Origin of the sequence: Muribaculum sp. NM65_B17 (assembly GCF_004793735.1) — a bacterium.
GTDB classification, from domain to species: domain Bacteria; phylum Bacteroidota; class Bacteroidia; order Bacteroidales; family Muribaculaceae; genus Muribaculum; species Muribaculum gordoncarteri.
Genome location: NZ_SRYY01000002.1, coordinates 375,259 through 401,241 on the forward strand (window position 1 = coordinate 375,259; position 25,983 = coordinate 401,241).

Below are 25,983 nucleotides of genomic sequence, written 5' to 3' on the forward strand. Positions count from 1 at the left end.
AAATATCGAAATAAAATGTCACGATGGCTCGGTGCGGCATGCTTTGCCGCACTCGGTGCCGCCGCTATGTCATCGTGCAGCGACGCAATCTACGACGACCTCGATCCCTGCCGCATTGGCGTGGAACTGAGATTTGTCTACGACTACAACATGGAGTGGGCCAACGCCTTCCCCGCCAAAGTCGACTGCGTAACGCTGTACATCTATGACGCCGACGGACGCTATCTGGCACAACGATCCGAAACTTCCGAAGCATTGCGCGACGAGAACTACCGCATGATTCTCGACCTTCCGCAAGGCTCCTACCGAATGGTAGCCTATGGCGGCACGACATGCGACAAACACTCGTTTTCGCTTGTCAACAAGCCCGACCAAGGATCGTTGATTACCGACCTGAGAGTCGCTATGGACGACTGGTGCATCAACTCCTCACGCGAGTCGTCAAAATCGCTGCATCCCCTTTTCTGGGGTACTCTCGACGTGACGGTAAGTGGCGACGATTACACTCAAGCCACTCTGCCGATGATGAAGGACACTAACAACCTCCGCATACTGCTCCAGCATGTTTCGGGAAAGCCCGTCGACAACCGCGACTTTGACTTCAAGGTCACCGACGACAACACTCTCCTCGGACATGACAACGCACCCCTCCCCGACGGTGGCATCACCTACCGCCCGTGGACCCGGGGTCAGGCCGTGGCCGGTTCCAACACCGACGGCTCCAATGTCGAGGTTGCCTATGCCGAGTTGTCTATGTCACGACTCGTGACTCAAAACGCTCCCCGTCTTGTCATCACCCGTCACGCCGATGGCGGTGAAGTGGTTAACATTCCCCTCATCAACTACCTGCTCCTGCTCAAAAGCGACCTTTACGCCAAGATGCCGGCTCAGGAGTTCCTTGACCGTGAAAGCGAGTGGTCGATGCTCTTCTTCCTCACCGGTGGTGACAACGAAGGCAACGGCGCCACTTGGCTGAAGACCCACATCGTCGTCAACGACTGGATTGTAAGATTGAATGACATTGACATGACGGAATGAAATCTTTGACCCGATACAAATATTATTTCACACTGATGATTGCCCTCGTCGTCGGAATGACTCTCCCGTCTTGTTCCGACGACGGCCAAGGGCCCGATGTCGTCAGCCCGCAGCAGTTGATCAACTACACGGTCACTCTACGTGTGGCAGGCGACACTCAGGGCTCTCGTGCCGATGGTTTTGACGATAACGACTACACCGGCAGAGGCGACGACGGTGATCTCGAGGATCCTGTAGGCGACTTCGAGAAGCTCGACCGCGTAAGGCTCATTGTCACCAATGAAGCCGGAGTTGTCGAGGCCAACTATGTCACCTTCTCCCACGAGATAACCGTGAAGCTCACCACCGGTAAGAAGAAGCTCTACATCATCGGCAACGAAGGCTCTTGGGACGACTTTGGCTCATTTGCCTCAGGCGTCAACTGGCTTTCGGCCGCCAAGGGCGACAACATCGGCGATGTCTACAGCGCAATGCTCAACCTCTCGGCCGATCACTCCGTGATGGAAGGCACTCGACTCCCCATTACCGGAACAGCCGATGTGGAGCTCACCGAGCCCAAAACGCCTGAGGATATCAACCAGTCCACCGAGGTTTGGCTCCACCGCGCAGCCGTGAAGTTCACCTTCCGCATGCGCAACAACACCTCGCGCAAGTACACGGTTACCGACTTGAGCCTCGGCGGAATGTCGACTGCAATGTACCTTATGCCCAAAGGAATAACTATGGGCGGTAAGGACGGCAAGACCATCACCGCATTTGACGCAGTGCCCGATGCCGCCACCTACGACATCGTGCGCACCCTCGCTGTGGAGCTGCCCGCAAAGGCCGCCGACGCCACCGACGGTGAGTGGATTCTCCTCTTCGACAAGCCCCTTTATGCCCTCGAAGGCAAGCTTTTGGAGAACAACGCCCCCAAGAACTATCCTTTATCGATAACCCTTGATGGACTTATAAGCTCTGAAATGAACTTGAAAGAGGTGCAGCTCCCCCGTGGCACACATGTATATGTCAACATCACGCTCAACAAGATTGAAGACCTCGATTTTGATTGGCAGATTGATTTGGTTCCATACGCAGGTGTGACGCTTGAACCCGATTTCGGTCTTGATGCCGATGATTGAACCCATTTATTATTGAATAGAAAACTGACTGAACAATGAGATTTAACTTCTTATATATAACGTTGGTACTCGGCTTACTGTTGGGGCTTGTGTCGTGTCAGGACGACCGCCTTTACGATGATTCGGTCATCCCCGAAGGCGAAACTCTTGTTTCGGCAACCCTCAACTTTGAGTCATTCACTCCGGCTCTTGAATCACGTGCCGCCGGCGATGCCATTAAGGCTATCAAAACGCTGAGCATACTGATTTATGACACGGAGGGTAATTTACTGGAAACACACACAAAGGATGAGTTAACTGATTACAAAGAGGAAACCAACACCAATTATCCCGAAGATTGGCCCGATAAAAACGGAGTCGACAATCCCGGTTATCCCGAGCAAGGTGTTGAAGGCTCGACACCTCGTGCCACATTCAAGTTTAAATTGCCTATGGGCCGATACTATATCTATGCCGTAGCCAATTATGATTTGACGGGAAAGGATGTTTCCACTGTGGAAAAGTTGAAAAACATTAAGCTCACGTGGGACAAAACCGCAATAGCCAACAACAGTGAGATGTTTGGTTATTTCACTTTGACCAATACTGTAGGAGCTGATAAATTTCAGCCTGACGCACCGATCACATTGAATAAGTCGGTTTCCACAATTCACTCTTGGATTAAGCGTGCTGCATCCAAGATTACCATAGCTTACGATGCCAAGAACATGAAAAACGGTGTCTTTGTTTACCTTAAAAATGCTACGATAAAGGACATCCCCGCTTCATGCTTCCTTGGCGCTGATAACACCCCCTCCTCAGCCGATGACCTTATCGCTGAAGGTGAGTCGTTTAAGTACTACAAAGGTGACACTCCTCCGGCTTATGATGAAAAATATCCTGCACGATTGACACGTGGAGGTGAAACTTCTACATTCGGTAGCGACCATGCTGAAAAGTCTGATGCTCTCTTCTTCTATGAGAATATGCAAGGTAAGGGCAAGGACAAGCGTCAGGATGCCGATGGCAACAACATTCTCGATGCTCCCGGTTTGCCCGGTGATGAGAAGTATGTCCTTAAGGATGATAAGCCTTACGGTACCTATATAGAAGTTGAGGCTTATTATGTGCAGATTAATGCCGGACATGTAAGTCGAGGCGATATCAAATATCGTTTTATGCTTGGCAAGGATGTCACCACCGATTATAATGCTGAACGAAATCATCACTACAAGCTTACTCTTAAGTTTAATGGTAACGCCAATGATGTCGATTGGCACATAGAATACAAGGAGGATAAGCCCGGTATTGAGCTTCCTGAAAGATTCTATATCTCCTATCTATACAATCATAGCACTATGCTTCCTGTCAAAATTAATACGGGTGGTCGTAAGGTTGATTGGATGCGGGCTGATATTATAGAAAATAATTGGAAACCTGATGGGGCTCCTAATGATGGATCTATATATTACGGCGGTTCTGTTAAAAATCCAGTTGCCGATGGTACGAAATATAAATACAATGGTTTCCTGTCATTGCATAAAACTACCGACACTCGATTGATTAGCACTGATGTTACTAATGGCAATAAAACATTTTATGAAAAGGCTCCTAAAAGAGGTGAGCGTATTTATGAAAATTTCGGTTTTGATAATAGCTATACAACTGAAGGGAGTGAGTCAGATGATAAATATAATGTATTGCCTGAAAATGATGACCCTAATCAGATAAATTTGGAAATACCTTTATACACTCGTGCTAAGCAGATGATAAAAGCCACAGGATATACAGGTAATAATCCATACGTGGCTTATCAGCGTACGGCTCGTGTCAAGGTATCGGTTAAGCTCTCCGGATTGGCTGATCCTATAAGTGAGGAGGTTGAGATTCGTCAGGTTCGCCGTATCGTTAATCCAAAGGGTGTCTATCGTGATGTAAACACTACTAATCCCGACTTTAAGGTCGAGCTTAAAGTTCAGGAAGGTGAGGAATCGACCGAGTTTACTAATCTTGCTTCTGAAGGTAAGTGGAAGGCTTATGTTGTTGTTGGAGATCGAGGTTTGGTAACTCTTAATGGAGCTACTGCTTTGAGTGGTGAGGAAGACGGAGCTGTGGGTGGTGACACCGGTTCCGACATCGCATTCAATATCCACTTCAATAACACTACTCCTGCCGGACAATCAAAGTTTGCCATAGTCAGGGTTGAGTACCATAACTACTCATGCTATCACCTCATATTTATCCGTCAAGGCGATGCTCCGACGGCATTGCTTAGCGGTGGTGCTAAATGGCACGCTAAAAATCTTAGAACGGCAACTGCCGAAGCTGAATCTCCCCTCGATGAAGGTTCATTGTTTAAATGGGGAAATCTTGACGAACCTATAGATGCTGAAAGTAATAAGTCAGATCTTAATTATGGTAAAATTCCGGCTCCCGGCGATTTTAAAGCTCCGGGAAATCTAACGCTTGTTGATGGAACAAGCAAAGCATGGAGTGAGATTACATCTGAAAAGGACTATAAAATAGCAACTTTTAATTATCAAGGTCCCGGGAGAATAGCTGATTTGGATGATTATGCCCAATTGTACCAAAACGAGTCCATTGAGCAAGGTTACGGTGTCCTATATGGTGATGGAGCTACTGGAACTGCTACGAATATTGATGTTGCCTATGGCTATGGATACTATCGTGCTGATAAAGCTTCATGTGGCATGAGAGGATGCTTTGTTTATAATAAGTCAGAAACCGGAGAATATAGTGGAGTCAATGTATTTTTCCCAATAGGTGCATCGGGTTATGGTAATCGTAAGTCCAGTGAATCAGGTATGTTAAGGTATTCATCAGCTCGAGTAAATTATTATCCGGAACATGCGACTTTTGCAAGGAGTGTTGAATGTCGACCGTTATTTTATGATTTATATCGTAGGCCAGGCGGTGTTTATTGGATTAATACACCTGTTCTTGTAACACAAGAACAATCCTCTACTGAAGGGAACTTATATTATTCTTTTGATGCCGACACCGAAGCCACCAAGGGTAAAAATTATACGAATGGGTGGGATTTTAATTATTTTACATTCGACTTTTTCCCGATTACTTATGCTAATGTATTTACTGGAGGATGGCTTGCTGATCTGATGAATGATTCAAATGCATTGTTTATTCGATGTGTTGATTAAATAATATACCTTTCCGATATATGTGCTGTGCCAACTAAAAATTGGCACAGTTTTTTTATCCCCGCATACCCCGGGCACACCTCCACGCTCGCGATATGCAACCCGCAAGGGGTAGCACCTTGGCATGTATCTCCCATCCACGGGTGACGCTGACGCTCACCCTCGCCCTGGATGACGCTCACCCTCGCCCCGGGTGCCGCTAACGCTTCACCACGCCCCGCGTCAGCGCCGGGCGCAAACCCCCGCACCATCAGACCCCCGCGTTAGCGCCAAAGCTGCAGAGCAGCTTAATAACGTTAGGCCCGCGCAAGGCCGCCGTTAGGCGTCCGCAGCACGGGTATAGGGTACAGGGTACATGTGTTAAAAAGTATCGGCGGCCGGATGCTGGGTGCATCCGACCGCCGGTTATGTGTCGTGTTGACGATGTGCGTCAATCAAATACGCCCTCGATGCTCTCCTCGGTGCCGCTCTCGTCGACATACTCGCCGAAGTACTCTTTGTGGCAGAGGTCGATGTCGGCCGGGAACTCAAACTTTGTGTCCTGGCTATAGGGTAGTGACGGGTCGGCGTAGACCTGCTTCATGTATAGTCCGTAGATAGGCAGGGCCATTGAAGCGCCCTGACCCATGGCCATGCCGTTGAAGTGGATATAGCGCTCTTCGCCGCCTACCCACACTCCCGACACGAGGCGCGGGGTGAAGCCCATGAACCATCCGTCGGAGTTGGAGTTGGTTGTACCGGTCTTGCCGCCCATTTGGGCCGTCAGGTTGTAGGGCGGGCGGCGCAGGCGGTTACCCGTACCGCCGTCGACCACGTTGAGCAGAATCGACAGGATCTTGTAGTAGGCTTCGCGGCTGATGACCTCGGTGTGACGCGGGGTAAACTCCGATATGATGTTGCCGTTGTTGTCGGCTATCGCGGTCACGAACAGGGGGTCGACGCGCATTCCGTTGTTGGCAAACGCCGAGTAGGCCGTAACCATCTCCTTGACCGACACATCGCACGGGCCGAGACACAGCGACACCACCGGGTCGAGATGGTTGGTGATGCCGAAGTTGTGCATGTTGCGCACAAGTGTGGCGGGCGAGAGCTGGCTCATCAGTCGGGCCGAGATCCAGTTGTTGGAGTTGGTAAGCGCCCAGCGTATGTCGACCATTTCGCCCACACGGGCGCTGCCGGCGTTACGCGGTGACCATGGATTGCCGTTCTCGTCGTAAATGGTGGGCTGTTCGTTCAGGAACTCGTCACATGGGGTGTAGCCCTCCTCCATGGCGTAGGTGTAGAGAAACGGTTTTATTGTCGAACCTATCTGACGGCGTCCGGTCGACACCATGTCATATTGGAAGAATCGGAAGTCGGGGCCTCCCACGTAGGCCTTCACATGTCCCGTCATGGGGTCCATCGACATGAATCCCGAGCGCAGGAAGTGCTTGTTGTAGAGAATCGAGTCCATGGGAGTGAGCGTCGTGTCGATTACTCCCGCGTAGGTAAACACCTTCATGTCGACAGGCGTGTTGAATGCCGTCTTGATTTCACTCTCGCTGCATCCGGCCTTTTTCATCATGATGTAACGGTCGCTCTGCTTCATCGAGTGGTCGATGAGAGCGGCGAGCTGCGATGACGACAACTCCTCGCGGTTGGTGGTGTAGGGTGCGCCCTTCACATTGCGCTTTTCGCGGAAGAATGCCGGCTGCAGTGTGCGGCTCAGGTGGGTGTTGACGGCGTTTTCGGCATATCGCTGCATGCGCGAGTCGATTGTGGTGTATATCTTGAGGCCGTCGTTGTAGATGTCATATTTTGTTCCGTCGGGCTTGGGGTTCTTTTCGATCCAGCCGAAGAGCGGGTTGGTTTCCCATGCAATGGAGTCGTCGATAAACTTCTGCTTCTCCCATCCTCGGTAGGCGCTGCGTTCGGGCTTCTTGGCACGCAGGATTCTGCGCAGCTCCTCGCGGAAGTAGGGGGCGGGGCCCTCCTTGTGGTCGACGCGGTGGAAGTCGAGCTTCAGCGGCAGTTGCTTCAGCGAGTCGAGCTCTTCGCGCGACAGCATGTCCTCCTTGTACATCTGCTCCAGCACCACGTTGCGGCGTTCGCGCACGCGCTCGGGCTTGCGCACCGGGTTGTAGTATGACGGATTCTTCACCATTCCCACAAGTGTTGCAGCCTCCTCAACGGTGAGGTCCTTGGGATCCTTGCCGAAGTACACGTAGGCCGCCGACTTGATGCCCACGGCGTTGTAGAGGAAGTCAAACTGGTTGAGATACATCTTTATGATCTCGTCCTTGGAGTAGAAGCGCTCGAGCTTCACGGCTATCATCCACTCGATGGGTTTCTGCAGGGCGCGCTGGAACAATCCCTCGCTCGACGGCGAGTAGAGCTGCTTAGCAAGCTGCTGGGTTATGGTCGAGCCGCCGCCCGCATTCTTCTGTCCCATGAAGATGGTCTTAACCATCACTCGGCCGAGAGCCTTAAGGTCGATTCCCGAGTGATCCTCAAATCGCGAGTCCTCGGTGGCGATGAGTGCGTTGATTACGTTCTGCGATATGTCGTCGATGTCGACATAGACGCGGTTGCCCGTGTTGCTGAAATAGCGGCCCAGCTCCTCACCGTCGGCCGAGTAAACCACCGAGGCAAATCGGTCCTTGGGATTCTTCAGCTCCTCGACCGGAGGCATGTAGCCGATTATTCCGTTATATACGCAGAAGAAAAATATGAATACAGCGGCGACAAGTATTGCAAATGCCGACCACATCAAAGCTATTATTGCGCGTGATTTAGTTGATTTACCCTTCATGAATGCAAAGGTATGGAATTTTGCGTTAGGGTAGGCTTTTTTTGCCTTTGATTTGCATGTCATGGACTATTTTTTCACATATATGTACAATATTGACTTCCACATTGACGAAAAATTCATTAATTTGCAACGCCAAAAATTATTATCACATGAAAATAAACCGAATTGTCACTATTTCGGCCATGCTGCTTGTCGGAGCCGCGGCCGCAATGGCGCAGGGAACTCTCGACGACTACAACCGGGCCTATTCGCTGCGCGAAAAATTCAATGCCAAGCATGTCTACTACTCCAATGTCACCCCTTCGTGGATAGGCGACAGTCACAGCTTCTGGTATGTGCGTGAAACCCCCGAGGGACGCATATACACGCTGGTCGATGCCGACAAGAAGTCGCGTCGCGACCTGTTTGACCACAAGAAGCTTGCAGCCGCTCTTGCCGATAAGAGCGGCAAGGAGGTGAAGGCCGATGCACTCTATCTTAACGCAGTGCGTCCCAACGGAGCCAAGGCCGACACCGTCGACTTTATTTGGAACAACCGTTATTGGAGCTATGCCGCCAAGAAGGGCGTGCTCACCGACCGTGGCGAGGTACCTCCGCGCGGACCGCAGCGACACTGGATGGAGGTCGACGACGAGAAGGGTGCCGGGCCTATTGCGTCGCCCGACGGCACCAAGGAGGCTTATATAAAGAACGACAACGTGTATGTGCGTGACCGTGCCACCGGCGCCGAGAAGCAGTTGAGCCTCGACGGAACGCTGGGCAACTACTATTCATCCTACATCCGTTGGTCGCCCGACAGCAAGAAGGTTGCCGCCATGAAAATACGCCCCGTGGAGAAGCGTTATGTCTACTATGTCGAGTCGTCGCCTGCTGATCAGCTTCAGCCCAAGCTACACAAGCAGGAGTATGCCAAGCCCGGCGATGAACTGCCGTTTAAGGTGCCGTGCATCTTCGATGTCGAGAGCGGCAAGGCCGTCATCCCCGACACGGAGCTGTTTGATTCGCAATACGACCTGTTCGGCCCTGAATGGAACGACGACAGCAAGGCCGTGACATTTGAGTACAACCAGCGCGGACACAAGGTGTATCGCGTGCTCGAACTGTCGGCCGAAACCGGCCGCGTGCGCCCCATTGTCGAGGAAACGAGCGACAAGTATGTCAACTATCCGCGTCGCTTCCGTCACGACCTGGCCGACGGCAAGCGCATGATATGGATGAGCGAGCGTGACAACTGGAATCACCTCTACATGTATGACCGTGACGCTGCACGCCCCACCCATCAGATAACACGCGGGGAGTGGTATGTGCGTGATGTGCTGAAGGTCGACGAGGCCAACGGCCGCATCTACTTTTCGGCCAACGGAGTTAACACCGACGAGGATCCCTATTTCATCCGTTACTATTCGATTGACTTCGACGGCAAAAACCTCACCGACCTGACTCCGGCCAAGGGTACCCACAAGGCGGGATTCTCGCGTGACATGAAATACCTGGTCGATGTCTACTCGACTGTGGCCGACGCTCCGGTGGCCGTGCTGCGTAACGCTGCCGACGGCTCGGAGGTGATGCCGCTTGAAACTGCCGACATAACCCGACTTAAGGAGAACGGATGGAAGGCGCCTGAGGTGTTCACCGCTCCCGGACGCGACGGAAAGACCCCGATGTGGGGACTTATCGTGCGACCTACCAACTTCGACCCGTCAAAGAAATATCCCATCATCGAATACATCTATCAGGGCCCCGGCGACCAGTATGTCCCCAAGGCGTTCCGCCCCTATGACTGGTACATGACATCCATCGCCGAACTCGGATTTATCGTGGTGATGGTCGACGGAATGGGTACATCGTTCCGCTCGCGCGAATTTGAGAACGTGTGCTACAAGAATCTCAAGGATGCCGGTCTGCCCGACCACATGGCGTGGATTAAGGCCGCTGCCGAGAAATATCCCTACATGGACATCGACAGGGTGGGCATATACGGTTGCTCGGCCGGCGGACAGGAGTCGACCAATGCGTTGCTGCTCTATCCCGATTTCTACAAGGCTGCCTATTCGGCTTGCGGCTGCCATGACAACCGCATGGACAAGATATGGTGGAATGAGCTTTGGCTCGGTTACCCCGTGGGCGACCAGTATAAGGAGGGTTCCAATGTCGAGAATGCGCATCTGCTTTGCCGTCCGCTTATGCTTGTCGTGGGCGAACTCGACGACAATGTCGATCCTGCGTCGACAATGCAGGTGGTCAATGCGCTCATCAAAGCCAACAAGGACTTTGAGCTCGTCGTCGTTCCAGGTGCCCACCACACCATGGGCGAGGACTTCGGCGAACACAAGCGTTACGACTTCTTTGTACGCAACCTGCTTAACGTGGATCCTCCGGCATGGAGCGACATCACTTACAAGTAAATGCCTTTATAAGTTGCATTATCTGCGAGGCGGTGCTGCGCAGGTTGCGTGACGCTGTTTCGCGTTGCATGGCCTCGTCGAGTGAAACAGGCGAGGGCTGAATTGAAAATACTCCCGACATACCGGCGCGGTCGAACTCTTCACAGTGGTCGATCGCGCCGCTTAGCGCAATGACCGGTACTGCGGCGCGGCGAGCGTGACGCAACACTCCCATCGGGACTTTGCCGTGGAGTGTCTGCGAGTCCATGCGTCCTTCACCGGTTATTACGAGGTCGGCGTCACGCAGTTCGTCGTCAAATACCGCAAGGTCGAGCACCATCTCTATGCCCGAGCGCATTTCGGCGTTGAAAAATGCGGCAAACATGGCTCCCAATCCTCCTGCGGCACCGGCTCCCGGCAATTCGGCAACATCGATGCCTAAGTCACGCGTTACGCAGCGTGACCAGTTACGTAACCCGAGGTCGAGTTGCTCGATTTGTTGAGGTGACGCGCCTTTTTGTGCCGCAAATGTGAATGCGGCTCCCGATTTGCCGTAAAGCGGATTGTCGACATCGCACATCAGCGTGAACCGACAGTCGCGCAATGCGTCATCATCACGTGACGCTACTATGCGGGCCAATTCGGAGAGTGACGCACCCGATGGCGTAAGCGTTTTGCCATTACGGTCGAGAAGCCTGTAACCGAGAGCAGCGAGTATTCCAAGGCCGGCATCGTTGGTTGCGCTGCCGCCAAGCCCTACGATGAAGTTGCGGCATCCTCGGCTGAAGGCATCGGCTATTATCAATCCCGTGCCTAATGTCGACGAGGCCATTATGTCACGCTCGTCGCGTGACACTGTGTTCAGCCCGCTTGCGGCTGCGGTTTCTATTATGGCGGTTTTACCCTCGGCAGTTTCTGCGATTGCGTATTTTGCCGTCATTTTCTTCATCAGGGGGTTCACGGTGTCGATGGTCACGATTTGTGCGTCAAGCCTCTCGGCTACGGCCTCGACACTACCTTCGCCTCCGTCGGCAAGAGGTATCTCGACCAATGTCGCGTAGGGATCTGCGTCACGTAGTCCGCAGGCTATTGCGTGAGCCGCTTCGGTTGAAGTGAGCGAACCCTTGAATGAATCGGGTGCGATGATAATTTTCATGCGTCAGATTGTTTTACCGACAAATATACCTAAATTTGTGATATAATTGGATTATATAGCCATTATATAATTATGGCAGGAATGCGCATTACACTGTTGACCGGTTGGCTCGCGGGCATCGCTATTGCGGTGATGCTCGGCGGGTGTGGTGTGTCGCGGCTCGCCGAAGCCGACATGATGATGTCACGCGGCGAGTATTACGACGCGTCACGTGCTTATCGCAAGGTCTACAACAGCCTTGCCAAGAAAGAGCAACGGGCTCTCAGGGGCGAGGTGGCATTCAAGATGGGGGCGTGTTACTTCCGCATAAACCGCATGGCCAATGCGTCGCAGGCATTTCGCAATGCCATCCGTTACGGTTACAACGATTCGACCGCGTCACTTTATCTGGGACGTGCCTTGCAGGCCGAGGGAGAATACACCAAGGCCATTGAGGCTTACAACGACTATCTTGCCACTTCACCACGTGACGCCAAGATGGCTGAGAACGGCATCGCCGGGTGTCGTCAAGCTTTGTCGACACGGTCGGTTGCGTCACGTTATGTGGTAAAGAACCCCAAGCTGTTCAATTCCAATCGTTCCGACTTCGCTCCGTTTCTTGATCCGGTGCGTGACATGCTTTATTTCACCACTACCAACGAGCGTGTCAACGGCGATGCGCGAAATGAGATAACGGGCATGAAGAACTCCGACCTGTGGATGTCACGCCGCAATGAACAGGGCGACTGGATGCGCCCCGAGCCTGTTGAGGGCGATGTTAACAGCGAGCATGACGAAGGCATAGCCGCGTTGTCGCCCGACGGCATGACGATGTATCTCACCGTAGCGAAGCGTGACATGAATCGTGACACCGCTGTCGGAATATACACTTCCCGACGAAGTGACGCACGATGGAGCCGCCCCGTGAGATTGGAAATAGATGATGACTCGGTGGCGAGTTATGGACATCCGTCACCGTCGCACGACGGAAAGTGGCTGTACTTCACCTCTGACCGTCGCGGAGGCTACGGAGGCAAGGATATATGGCGCATAAGGATTGACCGTGACGGTGCAAGACCTGAGAATCTCGGCCCGTTGATCAACACCGTTGGTGACGAGATGTTTCCTACAGTGCGTGACGACAGTCTGCTCTACTTTGCAAGCAACGGTCATTCCGGTTACGGTGGTCTTGACATATATTGCGCCCGGTTGTTGCCTTCGGGTGCATGGAGCGTTGTCAACATGGGAAAGCCTGTAAACTCAGCCGGCGATGACTTCGCGATAACGTTTGGTGAGGGTGAGAGCGGCTTTTTCAGCAGCAATCGCGGTGACCGTAGAGGTTACGACCACATATACTCATTCGTGTTGCCCGATTTACGCATATCCATCGGCGGCTATGTCACCGACCGTGATGAGGAACCTATAGGTGGCGCTGTCGTAAGGATAGTAGGTGACGACGGCACCAACCGCAAGGCCGTGGCGCGTAACGACGGTTCGTTTTCACTGCCGTTGCAGCGCGGAGTGCGTTACGTGATGCTCGCGACTGCTCCCGGATATCTGAATGCAAAGCAGGAGTTCATCTCCGATGACGCTGAAGAGGATGCCGAATATGCGGTGGATTTCATGCTTGCATCGCTTACCAGGCCCAATGTCATCGACAATATATTCTACGATTTTGACAAGGCGACATTGCGTCCCGAGTCGCGGCAGGCTCTCGATTCGTTGGCGCAGGTGTTGCACGACAATCCCAATGTAACGATTGAACTTGTCGCACACACCGACCGTAAAGGATCGGAGGAGTATAATGTCGCACTTTCGCAGCGTCGCGCTCAGTCGGTGATAGATTACCTCATAGCGTCGGGCATCGATTCCGAGCGACTGAAGCCTGTAGGTTACGGAGAGTCGCACCCTAAACGCGTGACGCGACGACTGCACCGCCTCTATCCTCAATTTGCCGAAGGCGATGTACTCGATGAAGAGTATATAGGGCGGCTTGATGAGGCGAATCAGGAGATAGCCGACCAAATAAATAGACGAACCGAATTTCAAGTATTATCCATAGATTCAAGTATTATCCATAGACTATAAAATGTATTGATTATGAATGAATTCCGCACTATAGTACAACCTCTTGAGAATCAGCAGGGCTTGATCGATCATTCCCACCCGGTGGTCATGCTCGGCTCCTGCTTCAGCGATAACGTGGGGCAGCGCCTTTGTGACGGCCTTTTTGACTGCATTGTCAACCCATGCGGTACATTGTATAATCCGGCAAGCATAGCCAATGCCGTGCTCGATCTGCTCTACGATCGTGACTACACGATTGATGATCTGTTTCAGCATGAAGGAGTGTGGCACAGTTTTTCGCATCATTCAAGATTCTCGGATACCGACCCCGACCGTGTGCTTGAATCGATCAACGAGTCGGCCGACAGAGCCCGCAAGGCGTTGTCGAGTGCATCGGCGATTATCGTGACATTCGGCACAGCCTACCTGTTCAGGTTGCGCGAAAATCATCGTGTGGTTGCCAATTGTCATAAGATGCCGGCGACGATGTTTTCACGCGAAATGCTTCCGGCCGATAAGATAACCGGATTGTGGCGCAAGATGGTAAAAGAGATAACCGCGCGTTATCCCGGAATGAAGGTTGTGTTTACAGTAAGCCCCATACGCCATCTTGCCAACGGAGCGCACGGCAATCAGATAAGCAAGTCCACGTTGTTGCTCGGGGTGGATGCGCTGGCGCGTGAAATGCCGGAATCGGTGATCTACTTCCCCGCTTACGAAATAATGATGGACGACCTGCGTGACTACCGCTTTTACACCGCCGACATGACTCATCCCTCGGATGTTGCGGTTGATTACATATACGATGTGTTTCGCCGTTCATTCATGACTGATGACACACGTGACCTCGAGCAACAGTGTCTTAAGCTGTCACGCCGCTTGAAACACCGTCACATTTCGGCAACCCCCGAAGCCGTGGCTGATTTTGATGCAGGGACACAGGCGATGATTTCGGAACTTGTTGCAGCTCATCCCGAGTTGCGTCACGTACTACATCAATAGAGAGTCGGATACAGGCACCAAAAAAGAGGGATCGCATTTCTGCGACCCCTCGGGTACCTGAAGTGGGACTCGAACCCACACAGCCGTAATGGCCAAGGGATTTTAAGTCCCTCGTGTCTACCATTCCACCATTCAGGCAGCTTACGGCGCGACAAAGATAGTAAGTAATTTTGGATTACGCAAATTGCGTATTTAATTTCAGAAGACGATAGTGTAGCCGCCGGCTGAAGCACGCACCGCGCGATAGCGGCGAAGCCCGTATTTATGCTCGTGTGCCGGACCCGACAGCGGACTTCCGTTGAACTCGCACACATCGTAGCGAGAGCCGCATTTGTGACAAACGGCTTGTAGTGTCGATGTGTCGAAAACTACACGCACATTGGGAGTACATTCTACCGGGCAGGCGAGGTCGTAGGCGAGAGGCGAGCCGCTCATGTCGGTCACCAACAGTATTCCGCCAAATCCCGTGTAGGTCATGGCCGTGTAGGGAAAATCAGCAGGCTGTTTTTCCGACTTGATGAAGTAACGGAATTGTCCCACGGTGTGTACGCCGTATGTGTCCCAGTATCCTTGATTGCCGAGGTCGATATTTACAGCCGTGACAGGAATGCGGTCGTCATTGACATCGGAGCATGACAACAACGCAAACATGGCGACAATCACTGATATATATCGGAGCATATCTATCTTCCGAGGAGCGAGTTTAAGGCGTTGTGATAAGTGGAGAAATCAAATTGCGACAGCACTTTGTCATAAAGAGCCTTTATTGCGTCATTATAAAGGTTGCCTATCGAGCCTTCGTGGGTGTGGTGTACTTCGGTAGGAGGTAAAAATTCTCCGCGCTCGATGGCGAGTCCCACCTGCTTGTAGGCGTCACGGAAAGGCACGCCCTCCAGCGTGAGGTGGTTCACTTCCTCAACCGAGAACATGAGGCTGTAACGCGGATCCTTGAGGATTTCGGTGTTTACCTTTACCTCCGACAGCATCTGCGTAACCATCGAGATTATCTCAATGAGCGAGTCAAATGCCGGCAGGAAGTTCTCTTTTATCAATTGCAGGTCGCGGAAATATCCTGAAGGAAGATTGTTGGTGATCAGCGTTATCTCGTAGGGCAGTGCCTGCAGCTTGTTGCATTTGGCCCTTGTGAGTTCAAATACATCGGGATTCTTCTTGTGGGGCATGATCGACGAGCCTGTCGTGTATTCATCGGGCAGCTTTATGAACCCGAAGTTCTGGGAGTTGAACATACAGGCGTCAAACGACAGCTTGGCAATCGTGGCGGCAATGCCTCCGAGTGCCTGTGCTACGACACGTTCAGTCTTGCCTCGTCCCATCTGGGCATATACGACATTGTAGTCCATCGAGTCAAATCCGAGCAGGCGTGTGGTCATTGTGCGGTTGAGGGGGAATGATGAGCCGTAGCCGGCAGCCGAACCGAGCGGATTTCGGTTGGTCACCGAATAGGCCGCACGAAGCACCGTGAGGTCGTCGACGAGTGATTCGGCATAAGCTCCGAACCAAAGTCCGAACGATGAGGGCATTGCAACCTGCAGATGCGTGTAACCGGGCATTAATACATCCTTGTAGCGTTCGCTTTGCTCGATCAGCACGTTAAACAGCCCGGTCATAGCCTTCGTGACATCCTCGATGCGTGAACGGATGTATAGCTTCAGGTCAACGAGCACCTGGTCGTTGCGAGAGCGGCCCGAATGGATTTTCTTGCCTATGTCGCCGAGCTTGCGCGTGAGCATCAGTTCAACCTGTGAATGCACATCCTCGATGTCGTCCTCTATCTTGAAGTCGCCTTGCTCGATGACTTTGTAGATGTTGCGCAATTCGGCGGTCAGGGTTTCCAATTCAGGTTTGGTCAACAAGCCTATTGACTGAAGCATTGTTATGTGGGCCAGTGAGCCGAGTACATCGTAAGGAGCGAGATAAAGATCCATCTCGCGGTCGCGTCCTACGGTATAAGACTCTACATCATGGTCTACAGTGACCGATTTTTCCCAAAGTTTTGATGACATTGCAGGTTGGGTTTTAGAGGTTAAAAATTAGCCTGTCTGATGTGGCCAGACAGGCTTTATCATTAGTGGTGCCGACTTTGTTATGAACGTGCAAGATTCTTTACCATGTCGCCGAACTTGTCGGCAGCTTCTTGCAGTTTCGGGCCTACCATAGGGCGAAGCATTGCTGGAATCTCAACATCGATTGCTGTGACGATTTCGGTCGACTCGGGAGTCTTGGCATCCAGATTTATCGACATAATCAGAGGCACCGGTGCGCTTTCGGCGGTGAAAGCCACTCGCTTGTCGGCTACGCGTTCGGTAATCTTGAGAACCATGTCGCCCATGGGGGCTGCGGTTATTATGATTGAGTCCTCGGTGAATCGTACGGCACCGAGCTTGGCGCGAACTTCTTCGGGAAGTGCATCGAGGCGTTCTTGGAAAGCGGCAGGATTGCTTACACGCTCATAGACTGAAGATACAGGCATAGCCACTTCAGTCGGCTTACTTGAATAAGTTGTCATAAGTCGTCAGTGGATTTTTTTTGTATGTTACCGTCGGTAATTAACGGCGCGAAATTAATCGGCCTTTGGTGCAGGTGACCACGATGCAGGATCTTTGCGCCATTGTTTCAATGTTTCGAGGTCGTCGGGCTTGATATAGTCGGTTTCAAGCGCAGCCTCAAGCATTGAGTTGTAGTTGCTGAGGGTGATGAGCTTTACGCCGGCTTCGGTGAAGCGCTTTACGGCTACGGGGAATCCGTAGGTGAATATTGCCGCCATGCCCACAACCTCGCATCCTGCGGCACGTATTGCCTCGACTGCTTTAAGGCTGCTGCCGCCGGTCGATATAAGGTCTTCGATTACAACGACCTTCTGTCCGGGCTTAAGATTGCCTTCGATGAGGTTTTCGAGTCCATGATCCTTAGGAGTGGAGCGTACATATACGTAGGGCAGGCCGAGAGAGTCGGCAACGAGAGCACCTTGTGCGATAGCGCCTGTAGCTACGCCGGCTATTGCATCGGGAGCCTCAAAGTTCTCGAGAATGATGCGGCAAAGCTCAACTTTGATGAAGTTGCGCAATTCAGGGTAGGATAGAGTCTTGCGGTTGTCGGTGTATATTGGGGAACTCCATCCTGAAGCCCATGTGAAAGGAACATCGGGTTGAAGCTTGATAGCACTGATTTTCAGAAGCTTTTCGGCTACTAAACTTTCTAACTTTTTCATCTTGACTAAAATTTGATATATTATTGTGCAAAGATAGTGCTTCTGTGCAAAAAATGCAAATGGAGATGCGCTTAAGAGCCAGTTCGACAATAAATGTTAACGGCAGGGCGGTCAATTGTTGAGTGATTTTCTTTAGCTCTTGAGGGAGCGATGGGGCTCCATCGTGACCGAAAGAGCTAAAGAAAATCACTCAACGAGTGGCCGAGGCGAAGGTAACTTTCGTCCCATCAAATATCGGGGCAGCATATTCCACTGACATCCGGTATAAACCAGATATGCAATAGCTGTGAATATCTTATATGAGGTCTGTCCGTTCCTTTCCATGGATGCCTGACAAAAACTTACGGATGCGCTTCCGCCGGCAATGCCTAAACTTTATTTTCATGGAGTCAATGATTTATGTTACTGAGATATAACACAAATCAAACCTTTTCCCCTTTTGGTTGAACAGAAATTACCATCGCCCGCACTATGCGACCCTGCCGTTAATATTTATTGTCGAACCGGCTCTAAAAAAAGCGAAATAAAAGTGTACGGCGATACGGAATTATTGCTACATTTGCACATTGGAAAAAGTTAATTACGACATGTCAGAAAACAAACTAAAGCTAAGCGATATTTATCGCGCCGCCCATGTGCTTAAGGGTGTCGTGCGTCACACCGAACTTATTGCCGCTCCCAAGCTTAACCCGGAGTGTGATCTTTATTTGAAACCCGAATGTCTTCAGCATACAGGTTCATTTAAGCTGCGTGGCGCTTATTTCAAGATTTCGCAGTTGTCGCCTGAGGAGAAGGCTCACGGTGTAATTGCATGTTCGGCAGGAAATCATGCCCAGGGTGTCGCTCTCGGCGCAAAGGCCAATGGCATCAAGTCGCTGATATGCTTACCTGAAGGTGCTCCTATAAGCAAGGTCGAGGCAACCAAGAAATATGGGGCCGATGTATGCCTTGTTCCGGGAGTTTATGACGACGCTTACAAGCGTGCGCTTGAACTGCGTGACGAGCACGGCTACACGTTTGTGCATCCGTTTGACGATCCGCTGGTTATAGCCGGACAGGGAACGATAGGGCTTGAAATCCTTGACGAAATGCCCGATGTGGAAGCGGTGATAGTGCCTGTGGGCGGTGGCGGACTTATTTCGGGCGTAGCTTTTGCCATAAAGGCTATAAGCCCTGATGTCAAGGTGTATGGTGTACAGGCTGCCGGAGCGCCCAGCATGGTCCAGTCGCTTAAGAATGACAAAATCGAGTGCCTTTCCAATGTGTCGACTATTGCCGACGGTATTTCGGTCAAGGAGCCGGGTGTGAATACATTTGAGCTGTGCCGTCAATATGTCGACGAAATTGTGACGGTGAGCGAGGATGAAATCGCCGCCGCCATATTGGCGATGATTGAAACAGAGAAGCTTGTAGCCGAAGGGGCAGGCGCTGTCGCCGTTGCAGCCGCCATGTTCAACAAGGTGCCGGTCAAGGGTAAGAAGACCGTGTGTCTTGTGTCGGGCGGAAATATCGATGTGACAATCCTGAGCCGCGTAATCAATCGAGGATTGATAAAGACCGGTCGCAACTATGCCGTGACAATCGACCTTTCAGACAAGCCCGGAGTGCTTGCCGAGGTGAGCGACATCATAGGAAAGCTCGGCGGTAATATAATATCGGTAACTCATGAGCGCATAAGCGTCGACACTCCCATCACGAGCTGTACGCTGCGCCTCGTAATGGAAACCCGTAATGCCGAACACATCGACTTCATACGCAAGGGACTGATTTCAGCCGGCTATCAGATATTGAGCTAAAGTATTTTTGAGTTTATATCCACAAATATGCCAAAAAGGAAAATTATGTGTCCTTTTTGGCATATTGTTTTCCTGCGAGTTGCATATAGTTTGGATTAGTAGTAGATTTGTTTATTAATTTCATCACCTATTATTGTTTATGAATTTTAAAGCAACGGCATGTATTGCCTTGGGGTGTATGTCGCTGACGGTGGCGGCGCAGTCGACATCGGTCGATACCCTCACTCTCTCGCTTGACCAGTGTCTTGAAATAGCTCTCAATGACAACCCGACGATAAAGGTTGCCGACATGGAGATTCAACGAGTGGATTATGCCAAAAAAGAAACGATTGGTCAGCTTTTGCCGACGATAAGCTTCGGAGCCAATTACAATCGTATGGTGGCCAAACAGGTCGCTTACATGAATATGGACAATTTTCCCGGAATGGGAGGCGGAGAAGAAGAGGGCGGTGAGGCTGAAACACAGGCGGCCTCTCGGTCGAAAGGCGCGGGAAACAATGGAATCAAAATGGGTCTTGACAACAGTTATCAGGCAGGATTCAACGCGTCGGTTCCTTTGATAGCTCCTCAGTTGTGGAAAACATTAAAGCTAAACGACAGCCAGATTCTCCAGAATGTGGAGGCTGCGCGTGCATCGCGCCTTTCGCTTGTAAATCAGGTAAAATCGGCCTACTATGCGTTGCTGTTGGCCAATGACAGCTACAAGGTCATCCTGGAGAACTATGATAACGCAAAGTTTAACCACGAGGTGTTTCTCAAGAAATTCCAAGTGGGTACCGCCTCGGAATATGACGTGTTAAGGTCGTCGGTTCAGGTAAAGAATGTAGAGCCAGAGCTGTTGCAAGCTGAAATTGCGATAAAGCAGGCCCGATTGCAGTTGGCCATATTGATGGGCATGGACGCATCGATTCCCATCAAGGCTGCTACACAGCTGTCGGATTATGAAGAGAGCATGTATGATGTGACGCTTTCAATCGACAAATCGATCGACCGTAACACCGACCTGCGCTCGCTCGACCTGCAGACACGCACGCTGCGTGATGCGCTTTCAGTGCAGAAGATGGCATGGTTTCCCACGCTAATGTTTACCGCCAATTACAACTGGACATCATCGTCCAACGGCAATGCGTTGCGTAACTTCCGCTGGAATCCCTATTCGGTAGTGGGCGTCACGTTGTCGATTCCTCTCTTTGAAGGCGCCCAGCGTTATCATCGCATAAAACAGGCCCGCATTCAAGTCGATGAAATGGCCTGGCAACGTGAAAACCTTGAACGCTCAATCAGAATGCAGGTGGATTTGGCTATGGACAATATCCAGAAAAACGTTCGTCAGATTGCAAGTAATTCCGAGAGCGTGGTGCAGGCCGAGAAGGCTCACTCGATAATGGAGAAGTCGTTTGAGATAGGCGCTGCAAGCTATCTCGACCTCCGTGACTCGGAATTGGCGTTGACGCAGGCGCGCCTCGGTTACTATCAGTCGATATATAACTTTCTGATAGCAAACAGCGAGCTTGAAAATCTGCTTGGCAATGCCGACATTGAGAAATATGAAAAATCGAAATAAAGAAATTAATCCACAATCAAAAACAATATAAAATCATGTCAATAAAACTGTACTCTGCGGCTGTGGGCGGAATGTTGAGCCTGCTTGTATTGTCGGGCGGTGTGTTAACCTCCTGCAGCGGTTCGGGAGAAAAGAAGGAAGAATCCAAAGTCGATGAACGCCCCAATGTGGAAATACGCCAGGTTCACGAACAGGAAGTGCCCCAGATTGTGTCGTATACGGCTACTGTGGAAGCTTATAAGACCAACAACATATCCACTTCAACCCCCAACCGTATAAATTCGATACTTGTCGATGTGGGATCGAAAGTGGCCAAAGGCCAGAAGGTGGTAGTGCTTGACGATGTCAACATCGACCAGCTGAAAGTGCGTCTTGACAATACCAAGCGCGAGTATGAGCGTGCATTGGAGCTATATAATATCGGAGGCGGCACCAAGCAGTCGGTCGATCAGATGAAGACCGAGCTTGATGCGGCTACCCGTCAATATGACAACATGGTTGAAAACACCATACTCGTATCGCCCATAAACGGTGTAGTCACTGCAAGGAATTACGATCCGGGTGACATGACCGGTACACAGCCCATCCTCACCATCGAGCAACTACAGCCGGTGAAGGTGCTTGTAAATGTCAGCGAAAGTGAGTTTACCAAGGTGTACAAGGGCATGAAGGTGGATGTCTACCTTGATGTGTACGGCGAGGAGCGTTTTGAGGGTGTTGTGGAATTGATACATCCTACAATCGACCCGGCGACGCGCACGTTTACCGTTGAAATCAACATCGCTAACCGTGATGAGCGCATTCGTCCGGGAATGTTTGCCCGCGTGGTCATGAGCTTCGGTGTCGAAACCCGCGTGGTGGTTCCCGACCGCTCAATCGTGAAGCAGACCGGCTCGGGCGAGAAGTTCATATATGTCTACAGCAATGGCAAGGTGTCGTTTAACCGTGTTGAACTCGGACAGCGCATCGACAACTCTTATGAGGTGCTGTCGGGTGTCGACAACGGTGCCGATGTGGTCATTGCCGGACAAAGCCGACTTGCCGACGGAATGGAGGTAAATGTAATCGGCGACAACAAGTAAGGAGTGGCTTCGTTTCAACAATTTAAAAAGAAGAATATTCAATTATGAGCATATACTCAAGTGCGGTGAAACGCCCGATCATGACGACGCTCTGTTTTGTGGCTGTAGTCATCATGGGATTGTTTTCACTCTCGACTTTACCGATTGACCTGTATCCCGATGTCGAAACCAATACCATAATGGTAATGACATCATATCAGGGAGCCAGTGCCGCCGATATCGAGCAGAATGTCACGCGTCCGCTCGAGAACAGCCTTAATGCCGTAAACGACCTTAAGCACATAACTTCAAAGTCACGCGAGAACATCTCGGTGATTACGCTTGAATTTGAATACGGCAAGGACATCGATGTGCTTACCAATGATGTGCGCGACAAGCTCGACATGGTTAAGAGCGCACTGCCCGATGCCGCCGAGAATCCTATAATATTCAAGTTCAGTTCCGACATGATTCCTATTGTGATTCTTTCGGTTCAAGCCAAGGAGAGCATGCCGGGCCTGTACAAGATTCTTGACGAGAATGTGGCAAATCCGCTTGCACGAATCAGTGGTGTGGGTTCGGTGTCTATCTCGGGAGCACCGAAACGTGAGATACACATATATGTCGACCCGCAACGACTGGAGGCTTACAACCTGTCGGTAGAAACGATTTCATCGCTTATCGCAGCTGAAAACCGTAACATTCCGGGCGGTTCGTTTGATATAGGTAGCGACACCTATTCACTGAGAGTGCAGGGTGAGTTCAACTCTACCGACCATCTGAAGGACCTGGTTGTTGGCTCACAGAACGGCCGCAATATATATCTGCGTGATGTGGCGCGTATAGAGGACTCGCTTGAAGAGCGCGCCCAGGAAACCTATAACAACGGTACGCAGGGAGCCATGATTATCGTACAGAAGCAATCGGGTGCCAATTCTGTTAATATATCGGAGGAAGTAATGGAGATGCTTCCGTCGCTTCAGAAGCGTCTGCCGACCGATGTCAAGCTCGGTGTGATTGTGGATACATCCGACAACATACGCAATACAATCGCGTCACTTGTCGAAACCGTGCTTTACGCATTGCTGTTTGTGGTAATCGTCGTGTTCGCATTCCTCGGACGATGGAGGGCTACGCTCATCATCACGATTACTATTCCTATATCGTTGATTGCATCGTTCATCTATCTTGCCATGACGGGCAATTCGCTCAACATAGTTTCACTGTCGGCGCTTTCAATATCAATCGGTATGGTGGTCGATGACGCCATTGTGGTGCTTGAAAACGTTACGACCCACATTGAGCGTGGTTCCGACCCGAAACAGGCTGCGGTTCATGGAACAAATGAGGTGGCCGTGTCGGTTATTGCGTCAACGTTGACTCTTATCGCCGTGTTCTTCCCCTTGACACTTGTTACCGGTATGACCGGAGTGTTGTTCCGTCAGTTGGGATGGATGGTGACTATCATGATGATAATATCGACAGTGTGTGCGTTGTCGCTTACTCCCATGTTGTGTTCACAGCTGTTGCGCAAGGATGTAAAGCACGGCAAGGTCTATACAGTGTTGTTTACCCCTATCCGCAAAGGCCTTGACGCATTTGACGACGGTTACGCATGGCTGCTCTCAAGAGTTGTAAGGCATAAGACCGTTACGCTGATCGTGTGTCTTGCCGTATTCCTTGGTTCGCTCGTGCTTGTGCGTTACGTGGGTACAGAGTTCTTCCCCGTGGCCGACGACGGCCGCTTGTCGGTGAAACTTGAACTCCCCATCGGCTCGAGAGTGGAACTCTCCAAGGAGGTGATGGCCCGATTGTATAAGGAGTGGAAAGAGAAGTATCCCGAAATCAAGATAATGAACTATACCACAGGTTCGGCTTCGAGCGACAATACATTCGGTTCGTTGCAGGACAATGGCCCGCACATCATATCGTCAAATGTGCGATTGCTCGACCCGGGCGACCGTGACCGCAGTATCACCGAGATTGCCGCATTGATGCGTGAGGACCTGAAGCGTTATCCCGAGTTCCGTAAGGCGCAGGTGACTGTCGGCGGCGGAATGGGTATGGGCGGTCAGTCGCAGCTCGACTACGAGGTCTACGGATATGACTTTACCGAAACCGACTCGATCGCTCAAAAGCTTGTGTCGATTCTCGGGAACATCGAGGGAACGGCCGATATACGTGTGTCACGCGCCGATTACCAGCCCGAATATCAGGTTGACTTCGACCGTGAGAAGCTCGCCATATACGGCCTGAATCTCCAGACGGCGGCCACCTATCTGCGTAACCGCATCAACGGTGCCATAGCGTCGCAATATCGTGAGGACGGTGAAGAGTATGACATAAAGGTGATGTATGCTCCCGAAAAGCGAACATCGCTTGAGGACATCGAGAACATTCTGCTCTATTCGCCCAACGGAAACGCCGTGCGCATAAAGGATGTGGGCAAGGTGGTTGAGCGTTTCACTCCACCTACGATTGAGCGCAAGGACCGTCAGCGCATCATTACCGTGACGGCGGTTGTGGCCGATGCCCCGATGAGCGAAATTGTCGAGAAGGCTCAGGTGGAGATCGACAAGCTTGAGTTGCCTTCAGGTGTCAATATCGACATATCGGGTAGCTACGAGGACCAGCAGGACTCTTTCCGCGACCTGTTGATGCTTGCCGTGCTGATTGTCATATTGGTATATATCGTGATGGCTGCACAGTTTGAGAGCTACACCTATCCCGGCATCATCATGACCTCGCTCATGTTTGCATTCTCGGGTGTGTTCATAATACTCTATCTGACGGGTCACACACTCAACATCATGTCGATGATCGGTGCCATCATGCTTATCGGTATTGTAGTGAAGAACGGTATCGTGCTTATCGACTACATATCGCTTAACCGTGAGCGCGGAATGTCGATCAGGACGGCTGTGGTGCTTGGCGGTAAGTCGCGTCTGCGTCCCGTTGTGATGACTACGCTTACAACCATCCTCGGTATGGTGCCTATGGCTGTCGGCACGGGACAAGGTGCCGAAACATGGCGCCCGATGGGTACTGCGGTTATCGGTGGTCTTACATTCTCCACCATTCTTACGCTGTTGTTTGTTCCGGCACTCTACTGTCTGTTTGCTTATGTCGGAGTAAAACGCAACCGTCGTAAGATGAGAGAAATTGTGGTGGTCGACAATAAGGTTGTAAAATCATAAAAGACTGAAAACAATGAAAGCTATATTGATAACATTTGATCAGGCCTATTATGAGCGCATAATAGATATGCTTGAGAAAAACAATTGCCGCGGATTTACTTCATGGCAGGATGTCAAAGGACGAGGCAGCGCAACCGGAGAGCCGCACTACGGGTCACATGCATGGCCGTCGCTTGCTTCGGCTATAATCACGATGGTTGAGGACGGTCGTGTCGACATTGTGCTTGACAAACTTCATAAAATGGATGTGGAAACCCCCAAACTCGGATTGCGTGCATTTGTGTGGAATATAGAGCGAAGTATATGACAAATTGCATGACAATTGCAATTTGATAAAATAATATGATAGATATACGCCGAATTTGATAAATTCGGCGTATATTTGTATCGGATTATAATAATTTTGGACTTTTAAGTGCAAAAACGGTAAAATATTAAAT

Annotated in this window: 17 protein-coding genes and 1 tRNA gene; 11 read left to right on the forward strand and 7 right to left on the reverse strand. The window is 51.1% G+C overall.

Features of this window, described 5'->3' with window-relative positions; all coding sequences use genetic code 11:
- Positions 1-15 precede the first annotated feature (15 nt).
- Genes E5354_RS04165 through E5354_RS04175 form a run of 3 tightly spaced genes read left to right on the forward strand, consistent with a single transcriptional unit; the run spans position 16 to position 5,317 of the window.
- A complete protein-coding gene (locus E5354_RS04165; RefSeq protein WP_238337287.1) occupies positions 16-1,038 on the forward strand; it encodes a FimB/Mfa2 family fimbrial subunit in 1,023 nt (340 codons plus the stop codon).
- Positions 1,035-2,159, forward strand: coding sequence for a hypothetical protein (locus tag E5354_RS04170; protein WP_135946537.1), 1,125 nt, complete (start codon positions 1,035-1,037; stop codon positions 2,157-2,159). Before E5354_RS04165 ends, E5354_RS04170 begins: the two co-directional genes overlap by 4 nt.
- 35 nt (positions 2,160-2,194) lie before the next feature.
- On the forward strand, positions 2,195-5,317 hold the full coding sequence (locus tag E5354_RS04175) for a DUF4906 domain-containing protein (RefSeq protein WP_135946538.1): 3,123 nt from the start codon (positions 2,195-2,197) through the stop codon (positions 5,315-5,317).
- Positions 5,318-5,747: 430 nt separating this feature from the next.
- Here E5354_RS04175 and E5354_RS04180 read toward each other — a convergent pair whose 3' ends face one another.
- Complete coding sequence (locus E5354_RS04180) at positions 5,748-8,108, reverse strand: transglycosylase domain-containing protein (protein WP_370271124.1); 2,361 nt, start codon at positions 8,106-8,108, stop codon at positions 5,748-5,750.
- 149 nt (positions 8,109-8,257) lie between these two features.
- Here E5354_RS04180 and E5354_RS04185 point away from each other — a divergent pair, with 149 nt between their 5' ends.
- The gene (locus E5354_RS04185; RefSeq protein WP_135946539.1) at positions 8,258-10,513 is read left to right on the forward strand and encodes a S9 family peptidase; all 2,256 of its coding nucleotides are present in this window, start codon (positions 8,258-8,260) and stop codon (positions 10,511-10,513) included.
- Here E5354_RS04185 and E5354_RS04190 read toward each other — a convergent pair.
- Positions 10,500-11,648 carry a glycerate kinase gene (locus tag E5354_RS04190; RefSeq protein WP_135946540.1) on the reverse strand — a complete coding sequence of 383 codons (1,149 nt, stop codon included), beginning with the start codon at positions 11,646-11,648 and terminating at the stop codon, positions 10,500-10,502. The two genes, E5354_RS04185 and E5354_RS04190, sit on opposite strands and share 14 nt — an antisense overlap.
- An 81-nt stretch (positions 11,649-11,729) precedes the next feature.
- Between E5354_RS04190 and E5354_RS04195 the strand changes: the two genes are divergently transcribed.
- Positions 11,730-13,715: an OmpA family protein gene (locus E5354_RS04195; protein ID WP_135946541.1), complete on the forward strand. Its 1,986-nt coding sequence runs from the start codon at positions 11,730-11,732 to the stop codon at positions 13,713-13,715.
- Between the two features lie 12 nt (positions 13,716-13,727).
- The gene (locus E5354_RS04200; RefSeq protein ID WP_135946542.1) at positions 13,728-14,696 is read left to right on the forward strand and encodes a GSCFA domain-containing protein; all 969 of its coding nucleotides are present in this window, start codon (positions 13,728-13,730) and stop codon (positions 14,694-14,696) included.
- A gap of 54 nt (positions 14,697-14,750) precedes the next feature.
- Here the strand turns inward: E5354_RS04200 and E5354_RS04205 are convergent.
- The 5 genes from E5354_RS04205 to pyrE all read right to left on the reverse strand — a co-directional run bounded on the left by E5354_RS04205 (position 14,751) and on the right by pyrE (position 17,925).
- A tRNA-Leu gene (locus E5354_RS04205) sits at positions 14,751-14,834 on the reverse strand.
- Positions 14,835-14,894: 60 nt separating this feature from the next.
- On the reverse strand, positions 14,895-15,377 hold the full coding sequence (locus tag E5354_RS04210; RefSeq protein WP_123395257.1) for a hypothetical protein: 483 nt from the start codon (positions 15,375-15,377) through the stop codon (positions 14,895-14,897).
- Positions 15,378-15,379: 2 nt separating this feature from the next.
- Positions 15,380-16,720 carry an argininosuccinate lyase gene (gene argH / locus E5354_RS04215; protein ID WP_135946543.1) on the reverse strand — a complete coding sequence of 447 codons (1,341 nt, stop codon included), beginning with the start codon at positions 16,718-16,720 and terminating at the stop codon, positions 15,380-15,382.
- 80 nt (positions 16,721-16,800) lie between these two features.
- On the reverse strand, positions 16,801-17,223 hold the full coding sequence (locus E5354_RS04220) for a hypothetical protein (RefSeq protein WP_123395259.1): 423 nt from the start codon (positions 17,221-17,223) through the stop codon (positions 16,801-16,803).
- A 54-nt stretch (positions 17,224-17,277) separates the two neighbouring features.
- On the reverse strand, positions 17,278-17,925 hold the full coding sequence (gene pyrE / locus E5354_RS04225; protein ID WP_123395260.1) for an orotate phosphoribosyltransferase: 648 nt from the start codon (positions 17,923-17,925) through the stop codon (positions 17,278-17,280).
- Positions 17,926-18,512: 587 nt separating this feature from the next.
- Between pyrE and ilvA the strand changes: the two genes are divergently transcribed.
- The 5 genes from ilvA to E5354_RS04255 all read left to right on the forward strand — a co-directional run bounded on the left by ilvA (position 18,513) and on the right by E5354_RS04255 (position 25,850).
- A complete protein-coding gene (ilvA, locus tag E5354_RS04235; RefSeq protein ID WP_123395262.1) occupies positions 18,513-19,721 on the forward strand; it encodes a threonine ammonia-lyase in 1,209 nt (402 codons plus the stop codon).
- A 139-nt stretch (positions 19,722-19,860) separates the two neighbouring features.
- Complete coding sequence (locus E5354_RS04240) at positions 19,861-21,285, forward strand: TolC family protein (RefSeq protein WP_135946545.1); 1,425 nt, start codon at positions 19,861-19,863, stop codon at positions 21,283-21,285.
- Between the two features lie 35 nt (positions 21,286-21,320).
- On the forward strand, positions 21,321-22,367 hold the full coding sequence (locus E5354_RS04245; RefSeq protein WP_246863738.1) for an efflux RND transporter periplasmic adaptor subunit: 1,047 nt from the start codon (positions 21,321-21,323) through the stop codon (positions 22,365-22,367).
- Between the two features lie 44 nt (positions 22,368-22,411).
- Positions 22,412-25,543: an efflux RND transporter permease subunit gene (locus E5354_RS04250; RefSeq protein ID WP_123395264.1), complete on the forward strand. Its 3,132-nt coding sequence runs from the start codon at positions 22,412-22,414 to the stop codon at positions 25,541-25,543.
- Between the two features lie 13 nt (positions 25,544-25,556).
- Positions 25,557-25,850: a PG0541 family transporter-associated protein gene (locus E5354_RS04255; RefSeq protein WP_123395265.1), complete on the forward strand. Its 294-nt coding sequence runs from the start codon at positions 25,557-25,559 to the stop codon at positions 25,848-25,850.
- Positions 25,851-25,983: the final 133 nt, after the last annotated feature.

Coding starts and splice junctions, on each gene's coding strand:
- E5354_RS04185 (WP_135946539.1), top strand. CDS start 8,258: ATGAAAATAAACCGAATTGTCACTATTTCGGCCATGCTGCTTGTCGGA.
- E5354_RS04250 (WP_123395264.1), top strand. CDS start 22,412: ATGAGCATATACTCAAGTGCGGTGAAACGCCCGATCATGACGACGCTC.
- ilvA (WP_123395262.1), top strand. CDS start 18,513: ATGTCAGAAAACAAACTAAAGCTAAGCGATATTTATCGCGCCGCCCAT.
- E5354_RS04210 (WP_123395257.1), bottom strand. CDS start 15,377: ATGCTCCGATATATATCAGTGATTGTCGCCATGTTTGCGTTGTTGTCA.
- E5354_RS04240 (WP_135946545.1), top strand. CDS start 19,861: ATGAATTTTAAAGCAACGGCATGTATTGCCTTGGGGTGTATGTCGCTG.
- E5354_RS04200 (WP_135946542.1), top strand. CDS start 13,728: ATGAATGAATTCCGCACTATAGTACAACCTCTTGAGAATCAGCAGGGC.
- pyrE (WP_123395260.1), bottom strand. CDS start 17,925: ATGAAAAAGTTAGAAAGTTTAGTAGCCGAAAAGCTTCTGAAAATCAGT.
- E5354_RS04180 (WP_370271124.1), bottom strand. CDS start 8,108: ATGAAGGGTAAATCAACTAAATCACGCGCAATAATAGCTTTGATGTGG.
- E5354_RS04220 (WP_123395259.1), bottom strand. CDS start 17,223: ATGACAACTTATTCAAGTAAGCCGACTGAAGTGGCTATGCCTGTATCT.
- E5354_RS04175 (WP_135946538.1), top strand. CDS start 2,195: ATGAGATTTAACTTCTTATATATAACGTTGGTACTCGGCTTACTGTTG.
- E5354_RS04165 (WP_238337287.1), top strand. CDS start 16: ATGTCACGATGGCTCGGTGCGGCATGCTTTGCCGCACTCGGTGCCGCC.
- E5354_RS04170 (WP_135946537.1), top strand. CDS start 1,035: ATGAAATCTTTGACCCGATACAAATATTATTTCACACTGATGATTGCC.
- E5354_RS04245 (WP_246863738.1), top strand. CDS start 21,321: ATGTCAATAAAACTGTACTCTGCGGCTGTGGGCGGAATGTTGAGCCTG.
- E5354_RS04255 (WP_123395265.1), top strand. CDS start 25,557: ATGAAAGCTATATTGATAACATTTGATCAGGCCTATTATGAGCGCATA.
- E5354_RS04195 (WP_135946541.1), top strand. CDS start 11,730: ATGCGCATTACACTGTTGACCGGTTGGCTCGCGGGCATCGCTATTGCG.
- argH (WP_135946543.1), bottom strand. CDS start 16,720: ATGTCATCAAAACTTTGGGAAAAATCGGTCACTGTAGACCATGATGTA.
- E5354_RS04190 (WP_135946540.1), bottom strand. CDS start 11,648: ATGAAAATTATCATCGCACCCGATTCATTCAAGGGTTCGCTCACTTCA.